Raw genomic sequence first — 11,154 nt, 5'->3', positions numbered from 1 at the left:
ACCGGCCCGGACATCCACCCGCACCACAGTGAGGAACTCACATGCTTCGACCGTTTCTGCTCGTCGGCGTCGGCGGCTCCGGAGGCAAGACCCTGCGCGTGGTGCGTGAGGACCTCAGCCGGCGGCTGCTGCAGGCCGGGTGGACCGAGGGCCTGCCGAGCGCCTGGCAGTTCCTCCACATCGACGTGCCCACCACCGCGGACGGCAACGAACGCGACCTCCCGGAGCAGTTGCCCGAGCGGTCCTACCAGGGCCTCGTCGGCTCCGGTATCGACTACCGCACCCTGGACGACTCCCTGATCCAGTCCGCCGGGACCCACGCCCGGGACGCCCTCGGTGGGTGGCGGCCGGACCCGGACAAGGTCCACGTGCCCGCCAGCAAGGGCGCCGGTCAGTACCGCGCGCTCGGGCGCACGATCGCGCTGTCGCAGCTCAAGCGGATCGCGACGGCGGTCCGGGAGGCCCGCCGGCAGCTCACCGGTGCGGAGGTGACCGGGGAACTGCAGCGGCTCAGCGAGGCGCTCGGGTCCCCGGCGCGCAGCGTCGCGGACGAGCCGCAGGTCATCGTCATCGCGTCGATCGCCGGCGGCAGCGGCTCGGGTGCGGTCCTGGACGTGTGTGATGTGATCCGGTCCCTCGGTGACAAGTGGGCGAACGAGTCCGTCGGGATCCTGTACTGCCCGGACGTCTTCGACGACCTCGACGAGGGCCTGCGACGCGGCGTACGGCCGAACTCGCTCGGCGCGCTCGCCGAGCTGATGGCCGGCTACTGGAGTGCCGACGGGCCGAGCGAGAGCACCAGCGAACTGTTCCAGGCCGCCGGAGTCTCGACCGGGTCGAGCCGTCGGCTCGGACCCCGGTTCCCCTTCCTGGTCGGTGCCCGGAACGAGCACGTCACCTACCGGACCCAGAACGACGTCTACCGGGCGATGGGGCGGTCCATCGCCTCCTGGGTGGCCAGTTCCAGCCTGCAGGACCGGCTCTCCGCGTACACCCAGGCCCAGTGGGCGTCCACCGCCCAGGCCGTCACCGATCACCTGCGCCTGCACCCCGGTGGCACCGAGACCCCGTTCACCGCGCTCGGCTCGGCGCGGGTCGGCCTGGGCCGCGACCGGTTCCGCGACTATGCCTCCGAGCACCTGGCCCGGTCCGTCGTCCACCTCGTGCTCGAGCGGCACGAGCTGCTCCGCAGCCGCGAGGACGAGCGCCCGCCGCGGCACCTGATCCAGGAGCAGGCCACGAACGCGTTCGGCGCGTTCCTCGCCGCGTCCGGCCTGGACGAGCGTGGGGAGGAACGCAACGACATCATCGAGGCGCTGCAGCGCGGCGACGACGTCAAGGCGGCCGGCAACCAACTCACCGCCGAGGTCATGGAGGTGGTCCGGGTCGGGGCCGGTGGCAAGGGGTTCGCGACCGACGACGTGCGGATCCGGATCCGGCAGGCGGTCGTGGACCGGCGCGGCCAGTTCGCCGCCCGGATGCGCAGCCTGCGCACCCAGCGCTCCCGCGAATGGGTCGACGCGATCCAGGTCCAGGTGGTTGACGTGACCGCGGACGCCGTGGCCAAGCACGGCGGTCCGGTGGCCGCCGCGATGCTCAAGCGACTCGTCGCCGAACTCGAGGAGGTCGGCCGGGAGCTACGCAGCGAGGCCGACCACCGGCGCCGCTGGGCCGCCGACCTCGACTCGGAGATCAGCCGCGTCCTCGGCTCGAACCGCAACGTGACCGAGCAGGAGGTCGAGTCCGCGGTCGACCGGGCCGTGCAGACCCTGGAGTGGGAGCAGGAGGCGGAGGTCCGCGAGATGGCGCACGGTCTGGTGGCCGACCTCGCCAAGGGTCTGCTGCAGCCGCTCACCGACGCGGTCGACCACGGCGTCGAGGCCCTGGGCACCGCCGTGGCCAGCGGGCTCGACGGCCGCGGCTCGGTGGTGTCCACCTGGCCGGACGCGGACGTGATCCCGGCGCGGCTGAAGCCGGGTCCGAACGAGTTCCTCCTCGAGGACGTCGAGACGTTCCCGGCCACCCTGCGCGCGTTGATCACCCGGACCGTCGGGCTGGACCTCGAGAACGAGGCACGCGGCGTGGCGGAGCGTCAGATCCTCACCGGTGCGAAGGAGGGCACCCGGCAGAGCGTGCTGCGGCTGACCCAGCGATGGGTGCCGTCGGACGCCCAGTTCCAGCGGACCTCGTCCGCGGCGCCGGCCCGGGCCGCGGTCTCGATGGCGGTCTCGGCCGAGGACGTGCTGGGCCGGGCGACGGCCTGGATCCGGGAGCCGGGCACCCCCATCGGGGGCTATATGCAGGAGGGTCTGCGGTCCTACCTGTCCGAGGACGGGGTCTCCCCGCGGGAGCACGCCGACCGGCTGACCAGGTTCGAGGGTCAGTTCGTCGCAGCACTGAACGCGGGCTCACCGCTGGTCCGGGTGAACACGGCCGTGCTCACCCGGGTGCACAACCGCGAGATCCAGTACTCGCGGCAGTTCAGCGAGATCCCGCTGCCGGAGAAGTCCGCCGCCCGGCAGCGCCTGATCGGCGTCCTCGAGGCACGCAAGCAGTACGGTCCCGCCGTCGAGCAGGCGCTCTCGGACACCGAGGCCGCGTTCATCGACGTGTTCACGGTGCTCGCCGAGCCGTACGAACCGGTCGTGTTCGACAGCCTGATGCGTCCGATCGCGAGTGACTGGGGGAGCAAGAAGGCGACCACGACCGACCGTGAGGAGTTCTGGCGCTGGCGTCGGTCCCGACCGCTCGGCGAGGCGGTGCCGATGCACCCGACCACACTCGCGGCGATGGTCCGTGGCTACTTCGTGGCGGCCCTGCTCAAGCAGGTCCAGCCGTCGCCGGTGCGGCTGTTCGTGCCGGCCGGTGCGTCCGGGGCCGCGGACTGGCTGACCTTCGAGGAACCTCTGCTGGTCGGTGACGGCCGCGGCGCCGAAGCCCTGCCGCAGGTACTCGAGTCGCTCTCGTTGACCCTGCTGCGGGTGAACGACGAGGAGTCGCTCACGCCGATGCGCCCGTACTTCCGGCTGCTGGACCTCGGCGAGGGGGCGACGAACTCCCTGCCGGCGGACCTGCGGGCCTGGATCCAGGAGGGCCGCCGCGCCCAGGACGACGAGACCGAGGACGCCGACCCGACCACGGCGGAGGAGCGACGTTCCGCGGCGAAGGCGGATGTGGAGCGGATCGCGAAGGGGTTCGGGCGCCACTTCGACGACCTCGAGCGGGCGAACGACCTCCTGGGCTATCCCGGATCCTTCGACCTGCGCCACCTGATCCGGTCCGTGCTGCGCGACCTCTATCGGGCGATCGATTCGTTCGTGGACGACGAACGCGAGTTCCTCTGATGGACACCGCCTCCGTCATCATCGCGGGCGGGCCCGCCGCCCGCGATGTCCGCTCGCTGGTCGCCGTGTGGGCCAAGCAGGGGATCACGGGGGCGTCGCTGTGGGTGGACCCCGTTGACGTGATCGAGGCACCGCCGGCGCCGGTGCACGTGAGCGCCGTCCTCGTCGACCGCGACGGCGAGCACCGGGTGGACCTGTTCGCCCACCTCGGCCGGTACCGGTTGGACCTCGTGCGGGTGGTCGCCGTCCAGTTCGCGGTCACCGCAGACGCGGTCTCGACCGAGCTCACCGACCTCGGCCAGGAGATCGGCGTGACGATCGAGCGAGCTCTGCCGAGGGACCCGTCGGGGCGGGTCATGACCCGGCTGCACCGCTCGATCCTGGTGATCCCGGCGTCGGGCGTGCACGGGCTGCCCGGCGAGATCCTAGCACCGGGCTGGGAGGCGAACGTGGTCATCTCGCCCGAGGACCGTCCGGACCTGGACCGGATGTCCATCTACGTGCGCGCGGCGGAGAACTACGCCGGTCACGCCGCGGCGGCGGTGTCGGTCGCAGCAGGCATCCTGCGCGGGGTGCCGGGCGGCGCGTTCGACAAGGTCACCACGGACTCCTCCGCCAACCCCGAGGACGTGGTGGTCGCCAGGGTCTCGATCCGTTCGGTCGTGGGGGAGGGCGTGGTCGACGTGCTCGCCCGCAAGGCCCTCGACCCGGCCGGCCTCGGACCCCAGGGCCCGGGCCGCGTGGTCGCCTGGGCGGCGCCCGCGAGCGAGCCCGACCTGATCGCCCGGCGGGCGGCGCAGACCGTCCTTGAGGCACCGGAGTGGGTCGCGCAGACCCCGCCCGCGGGCGACGCCCCCGAGCGCACCCGGGAGGGGCTGCGCCGGGCGCTGGGCCGGGCCGCCCGGTTCAACCTGCGCACCGTGGGCGCGGTCGCGGCGTGGACGGCGAACAGCGGCCGGACCAGTCTCGAACGCTCCGCGACCGAGCACCTGGTCGGGCACGGCTCCGGGGTGCTGGTCACCGTCGGTCCGCGGGCCGTCGACGACGCCGAGGCGGTGGCGCGCGATGCGATCGACGCCGCGCGCCGCACCATGGACGACGAGATCGCCTATGAGGCCACCCGCGGCGCCCCGCCGCCCGCGAACACCTGGATCAGGCTGCGCGACCTCGCCTTCGCCCTGGCGGACGGTGGCCCGATCCCGGGGATGGAGTCCCCGACCCAGACGGGCGTCCGGGAGGTTCTGCGGCCCGGCGATGTGGTGCCCGCACCCGGCACGGTCTTCCGCACCCGCGACGGCCGCCGGCTCGACGCCCTCGCCGTTCAGGACCTGCGCTCCCACCGGCTCGACCTGGCCCGGGACCGCGAGGTCCGTGAGGGCGAGGTGATCCGGCTCCAGGAGGCCCGTGCCCTGGCCGTCGCCGAACGAGCCGACGCCCAGGCGCCGCCACCCGCCGCGGGCGAGCCGGCGCCGTCGGGCGGTGACGCCGACGCAGCCGGCGAGGACGCCCGGCTGGCGGCCGCGATCGCCGACGCGGAGCGCGCCGTGCGCGAGGCCCGCGCCGTGGAGGCGGAGTTCGCCCGCTGGCACGCCCAGCACAGCCGCAGTGTGATGTCGCGGGTCGGCGAGGACGTCGCCCGGCGCCTGGACGAGGTGGAGGCGAGCCGGCAGCGGTTCCTCGACCGGCGTGACGACGTCACCGCCCCCGCGACCGCAGCGCTCGACCGGGCCAAGGAGCGGCTGCTGCGCCAGTGGCGGTGGACCCTCGCGATCGCCGCCGTGGTCATCGCGGTGGTGTGGGTGTGGGCCACACAGGCCGACCCCGAACCGGACTGGTCGGTGTACGCCTGGCTCACCGGGGGCGTGGTGATCCTGGCGGTCGTGGCGTTGGTGGGCTTCAACCACGCGTTCTACAAGGCGTTCCGCCACTACGAGTGGGAGGTGGCGAACGTGCTGGCCCGACAGCGCCGCGACGCCGCCGCCTTCCTGTGGGAGGGCAAACAACTCGCGCGGCTGCGGCTACTGTTGGCAGGCTGGCGCAGTTGGGCCACCGTGATCGCGGAGGTGATCCACCGGCCGTGGGAGCCCGCCGAGGCCGTCTACGAGGACCTCACCGACGACGTGATCGAGCGGTTCCCGGCGGCGATGGCGGTCGCCCGCCAGGAGGAGGAGCAGGTCGACATCGGCACCCGGCTCCTGGTCGCCGCCTACCGCGCCGTGTACACCGAGGGGTGGGCGCAGCAGGCATTCGCCGAGGCCTACGAGGCATTCGCGGCGAGGGTGCCCGGCGGTCAGGAACGCGGCCACCTCGACGTGGACACCGATGTCTCCGGGAGCGAGCTCGGTGCCCGGGGGCAACTCGTGGAGTTCTGGGGGTCGGGACAGGCCCGCGGATACCTCGGTCAGGAGCGCACGAGGCGGCTCCGCCAGCTCAGTAACGACGGCGAACTCGATCTGCCGCACCGGCGGGTGGGCCGGGTGGGGAAGTACTCCGACGACGTCTGGCAGGAGGAGCCGGCATTCTTCCTGCCCACGACCGTCAGTGAGACGACCTTCGCCCAGGAGATGTTCACCTCCACGGCGCGGGCCGCCGACCGGCACTACGTCCACACCGCGCGGCTGTGGCTCCCGCAGGTCGCCTACCCCGCTGCCGAGCGAATCACGCCCAACGACCGGGTGGGGCCCACGGTCAGCCTGCGACCCGCCGATGCGGACACGGCGTTGCGCGTGGACCTCTCGCCCCGGCTGCTGCGGCGCGAGGTCGCGCTGTTCGCGCCGAAGGAACCGACCGGGCGCCGGGCGGCAGTGGACCGCGCGGACCGGCCGACCGGACTGCACGCGGTGGAGACGACGACGGACCGCGAGTTCCTCTAGCGCGTCGCCGGTCGGGGCGCAGGTCTCAGCGTCGCTCGCGGTGGAGGGTCCGCGCCACCTGGGCGTCGCGCACGGTGAGCGCGAGCGCCACGACCCGTCCGGCGGTACGCGGGCCGCGGGCGAGCACGGCGGCCATGGGAAGGTTGACCACGGCGCGCGCGGCCGTCCACGGCCAGCGCGGCGTACCGCCCAGCAGACCCGGGACCAGGGCGAGGTCGGCCAGCCCGAGCAGCCGCGCCGTCGACCGGTCCTCGACGCCGAAGAGCGGACCGACGCGACCGGGCGCGGCGGTGAGCGTCACCCCCGTGGCGAGCGTGATCAGCCCGACCATCCGCGCCTCCCGCAGGGCGGACTCGGCGTTCACGGTTGCGGACCCGTCGGCTGCTCGACCATGAGGTCGATCATGCCAGGCGTCAGTTCCCGGTGACCCAGTCCTCGCGGGTGAGTTCCTCGATCAGTCCGCCGAGCGCGACCCGGTCCGAAGCCGTGCCGGTGTGTGGTCCGCGCAGCCACGCCGAGAAGGTGGCGATCTCGTCCAAGCGCCAGCGCAGGTCGAACAGCTCGAGCAGCCCGGGGTCCGCACCGACGCGCACCCCGTGCGCACTGCCGCCGGTCCGGGCGAGGTCGGTCAGGTCCCGCTCGCGCGGAGCCACTCGCATCGACTCCCAGTCGACCCACCTGCGTCCGGACGGCGTCACGATCTGGTTGTGCAGTCCCGGTTCACCGTGGGTCAGGACCCAGTCGCCGCGGCCGGCGAGCGCCTGCTCCACCCGCGCGTCGTACCGCGACAACCAGGCCGGGATCCGCGCATGATGCTCGTTCACAACGCCCTCGGCGTCCCGGCTCAACGGGCCTCCGGTCCAGTCCCGGGAGAGCAGCACCGGCATCCGCTCGAGGTCGGCGCGGCCCGGTAGCGCGGGCATCCAGGCGCGCGTGCCCGGCGGCGGTGGTTCGCGATGCAGCCGGCGCAGCATCGCGGCGGTCGCCTCGGCGGCGTCGGCCGTGAGGGCGCCGGTCGGCTGTTCGCCGAACACCCAGGCCGCGAGGCTCACCGCATAGCCCTCGATCGCGGCGACCATGCGGCCCGACCTGGACGGCACGGACGGCACCACGAACTCCAGGCCGCGAGAGTGCAACTCGCGAGCCGCGGCGTACGTCGCTTCGAGTTCGAGGCGCCGGGCGGCGTCGGGCGTCTCATCCGCCGTCACGAACCACCGCGCGCCGTCGGAGTCGTCCACCCGCCAGTGCCAGGCACCGAAGCCCCAGGGCAGGTGGTGGATCGACGCGACGCGAATCGACCAGTGCTGCTCGAGGAGTGCGGCGATCGCGTCGTCGGCGACGCCGGGCGGTGGTTCGCGCATCGTGGCAGGGTACTCGTCGGCGACGGACCCGGCCGCCATTGCCCTCGGCGCCTCAGCCGAAGCTGAGGCCGTGCGACCGTCGCGTCACCGGGCTTCTTGAAACATCCCCGACGCCGGTGCCACACTGCACGTCAGCCTCCGACTGCCGAGAAGGGGCCTGTCATGACGATGTCATCCGAACGCGGGCCGGGGGAGAACGGCGCTCCCGAACCGGCCGGTGGCGCCGTCGAACTGCGGCCGGCGGGTCCTCCCGACGCGGCCGAGATCGCCCGGATCTGGGGGCAGGGATGGGCCGACGCCCACCTCGGCCACGTGCCGCCCGCCCTCGTCGAGGCCCGGACCGCCGCCTCGTTCCTCGAACGGGTTCCCGAGGTCCTCACGGACACGGTCGTCGCCGAACGGGCCGGCGCGGTCATCGGGTTCGTGACGATCGAGGGCGACCAGGTCGACCAGCTGTACCTGGACCGGGCCGCGCGTGGAGGCGGCATCGGCTCGGCGTTGCTGCGTGCGGGCGAACGGGCGGTGATCGCGGCGGGCCACGACCGGGCCTGGCTGGCCGTGGCGACCGGGAACACGGCTGCCCGCCGGTTCTACGAACGGCAGGGGTGGATCGACGACGGTCGCTTCGTCCACCCGGCGCCCGTGCCCGGCGGCGCCGTGCCGGTCGACGCGCACCGGTTCCTCAGCCCGCGCCGTCGGTGAGCAGGAGCGCACCACCGGCACCTCCTGACCCTGACCGGGAACCGGGAGGCCCGCCCGGGGCGGTGTCGCCCCCGGCGAATCTCCGCTGAAACGGATGACTGCGGTACGCCGCGAACTGCCACACTCTGGGGTGTGGACCCAGTGCTCGCGGCGAACCTCGTCTGGATGGCGGCGTTTCTGATCGACCTCGCGATCAAGATCGCGGCGCTGATCATCATTCCGCGACACCGCAAGCCGACGGCGGCGATGGCGTGGCTGCTCGCAATCATGCTGATCCCCTTCATCGGCATCCTGCTGTTCCTGCTCATCGGGAGCGTGCGGCTGCCCAAGAGGCGGCGTGAGGAGCAGGAGCGCATCGTCGGGATCGTCAGCGAGCGGGTCTCAAGGTCCGACGCCGTGGTCGCCGACGCTGCCGGCCTGCCCCGATGGTTCCAGCGCGTTCTGGAGCAGAACGAAACGTTGACCGCGCTGCCTGCCGTGGCCGGCAACGTCGCGACCCTGCACGGCGACTATCAGCAGTCGATCGACGCCATGGCCGCGGAGATCGATCGTGCCGAGCGTTTCGTGCATGTCGAGTACTTCATCGTCGCGTTGGACGACACGACCAGGGGTTTCTTCGCGGCGATGGAGCGCGCCGTGACGCGCGGTGTCTCGGTGCGCCTCCTCGCCGACCACATCCCGTCGAGGAAGGTCGCCCGCTCGAAGGAGACGTTCGCCGAACTCGACCGCATCGGCGTCTCGTGGTCGTGGATGCTGCCGGTCATGCCGTTGCGTGGCAAGTACCAGCGGCCGGATCTGCGCAACCACCGCAAGATCGTCGTCGTCGACGGCGAGGTCGCGTTCCTCGGTTCGCAGAACCTGATCTCGCGTGACTACGACTCCGCGAAGAACATCAAACGCGGACTCATGTGGCAGGAGCTTGTCACCCGGGTGACGGGGCCGGTGGTGGCGTCCGCGAACGCCGTGTTCCTCTCGGATTGGCTCATCGAGACCGGGGAGCAACTAGACACCGAGCACGTCCCCGCCGCCGATGTCGCCGTGAGCACCTCGCCCGGCGCGCTCATGTGCCAGGTCGTGCCGAGCGGTCCGGGGTACCGGACCGAGAGCAACCTGCGCCTGTTCCTCTCGCTCATCTACGGCGCGACCGAGAAGGTCATTCTCACGAGCCCGTACTTCGTACCGGACGAGGCCATGGTCTACGCGATCACCACGGCGTGCCAGCGGGGCCTCGAGGTGCAGCTCTTCGTGTCCGAGATCGGCGACCAGGGACTGGTGTATCACGCACAACGCTCGTACTACGACACCCTCCTCGCGGCAGGCGTGCGGATCTTCCTCTACCCCGCTCCCTACATCCTGCACGCGAAGCACTTCTCGATCGATGACGAGATCGCGGTGATCGGATCGAGCAACCTGGACATCCGGTCCTTCACCCTCGACATGGAGGTCTCCCTGCTGGTGCACGGACGGTCGTTCGTCGAGGCGATGCGTGAGGTCGAACAGGGCTACCGTGACGCTGGCCGTGAGCTCACCCTCGAGGAGTGGCGCAAGGAGCCGCTCAGGGCGACGTTCCTGGACGGCCTGGCTCGCCTGACGTCGGCCCTGAACTGACCGGCAGGCGGCCCTACCTGCGGGCCAACGCCGCCCCCATCTGCTCCAGCGCCCGGACCATGATCGGGCGGGGCGTGGCGAAGTTGTAGCGCACGAACCCGGTGCCGGCATCCCCACACGCGCTGCCGTCCACCAAGGCGACGCTGGCGTGCTCGGCGAAGAAGCCGCCGGGCTCGGGCCCGAGGTCGAGGGCGCGACAGTCGATCCAGGCGAGGTAGGTGCCTTCGGCCGGCGTGCAGTCGGCGCCGGGCAGGTGCTCGGCGACGAGGTCGCTCAACACGTCCCGGTTGCCCTCGAGGTAGCGCAGCACGTCCGTGAGCCACTGGCCGCCGGCGGAGTAGGCGGCGGTGTTCGCGATGACGCCGAGGTTCGCGGCGCCGTGCTCGGGCATCATGCCGACCTCGCGCCAGGTCGCCACATCGGCATCGTTGGACAGGATCAGTTGCGCGCACTTGAGCCCGGGGAGGTTCCACGCCTTGGAGGCGGAGGCGGCGGTGACGGTGTGCCCGGCCGTGGCGTCGCTGATCGAGGCGTAGGGCACGTGCTTGTGCCCGGAGAACACCAGGGGAGCGTGGATCTCGTCGGAGAACACCCGCCCGCCATGCCGCTCGACGACCGCGGCGATGGCCTCCATCTCGTCCCGCTCGAGGACCCGGCCGATGGGGTTGTGGGGATTGCACAGGATGAGCAGGTTCCCGCCGGCGCGGAAGGCCGCATCGAGCCCGTCGAGGTCGTAGACGTCGCGGCCGGCCTCGCGCAGCATCGGCACCTGGATGATCTCCCGGCCCATCGCCGGCGGCACGGTCAGGAACGGCATGTAGGCAGGCGTGGGCAGGATCACCGGGGAGCCCGGTGTACAGAAGTGTTCGATGGCGGCCTGGAGGGCGCTGATCACGTCCGGCAGGGGACGCACGTTCGCCGCGGGGACGTCCCAGCCGTAGACCGTCCGCGACCAGGCCGCGCACGCCTCCTGCATCGGCGTGAGGACCGCGCCCGGTAGGTACCCGAACACGCCACGGTCCACGGCCTCGTGCAGGGCCGCGCTGACGGCCGGGGCGGTGCCGAAGTCCATCTCGGCCACGAACGCACCGATGCGGTCCGGGAAGGTGGACCACTTCACGCTGCCCGACCCGCGCAGCGACTCGATCGTCAGATCATCGAAGCCCGAACTGTCGAATCCCACCGCTGAGTCCATGCCCCACCTTCTCGATCGACCGTGTGCACGGACCATCATGTCGGACGGGAGAAGTACCGTGGACCGTCCAT

7 protein-coding genes are annotated in these 11,154 nt (G+C 72.1%); 4 read left to right on the top strand and 3 right to left on the bottom strand.

The window, feature by feature from the left end:
• The first annotated feature begins 41 nt into the window (after positions 1-41).
• Both EXU48_RS13935 and EXU48_RS13930 read left to right on the top strand, forming a co-directional pair.
• Complete coding sequence (locus EXU48_RS13935; RefSeq protein ID WP_133108263.1) at positions 42-3,344, top strand: tubulin-like doman-containing protein; 3,303 nt, start codon at positions 42-44, stop codon at positions 3,342-3,344.
• Positions 3,344-6,217, top strand: coding sequence for a hypothetical protein (locus EXU48_RS13930; protein ID WP_133108262.1), 2,874 nt, complete (start codon positions 3,344-3,346; stop codon positions 6,215-6,217). Before EXU48_RS13935 ends, EXU48_RS13930 begins: the two co-directional genes overlap by 1 nt.
• A 25-nt stretch (positions 6,218-6,242) precedes the next feature.
• Here EXU48_RS13930 and EXU48_RS13925 read toward each other — a convergent pair whose 3' ends face one another.
• The gene (locus EXU48_RS13925) at positions 6,243-6,581 is read right to left on the bottom strand and encodes a hypothetical protein (protein WP_133108261.1); all 339 of its coding nucleotides are present in this window, start codon (positions 6,579-6,581) and stop codon (positions 6,243-6,245) included.
• 49 nt (positions 6,582-6,630) lie between these two features.
• On the bottom strand, positions 6,631-7,578 hold the full coding sequence (locus EXU48_RS13920) for a phosphotransferase (RefSeq protein WP_165962813.1): 948 nt from the start codon (positions 7,576-7,578) through the stop codon (positions 6,631-6,633).
• A gap of 162 nt (positions 7,579-7,740) precedes the next feature.
• On the opposite strand from EXU48_RS13920, the gene EXU48_RS13915 reads away from it, so the two are divergent.
• Both EXU48_RS13915 and cls read left to right on the top strand, forming a co-directional pair.
• Positions 7,741-8,280 carry a GNAT family N-acetyltransferase gene (locus EXU48_RS13915; protein ID WP_207947737.1) on the top strand — a complete coding sequence of 180 codons (540 nt, stop codon included), beginning with the start codon at positions 7,741-7,743 and terminating at the stop codon, positions 8,278-8,280.
• Between the two features lie 165 nt (positions 8,281-8,445).
• Positions 8,446-9,888 carry a cardiolipin synthase gene (gene cls, locus EXU48_RS13910; RefSeq protein WP_133108459.1) on the top strand — a complete coding sequence of 481 codons (1,443 nt, stop codon included), beginning with the start codon at positions 8,446-8,448 and terminating at the stop codon, positions 9,886-9,888.
• Between the two features lie 13 nt (positions 9,889-9,901).
• Here cls and EXU48_RS13905 read toward each other — a convergent pair whose 3' ends face one another.
• Positions 9,902-11,083, bottom strand: a complete 1,182-nt coding sequence (locus tag EXU48_RS13905; RefSeq protein WP_133108259.1) for a MalY/PatB family protein — start codon at positions 11,081-11,083, stop codon at positions 9,902-9,904.
• Positions 11,084-11,154 lie beyond the last annotated feature (71 nt).

Source organism: Occultella glacieicola (assembly GCF_004353825.1).
Lineage (GTDB): Bacteria > Actinomycetota > Actinomycetes > Actinomycetales > Beutenbergiaceae > Occultella > Occultella glacieicola.
Note: the sequence above shows the minus strand (reverse complement) of the source record. Positions and strands in the feature narration are given on the sequence as shown.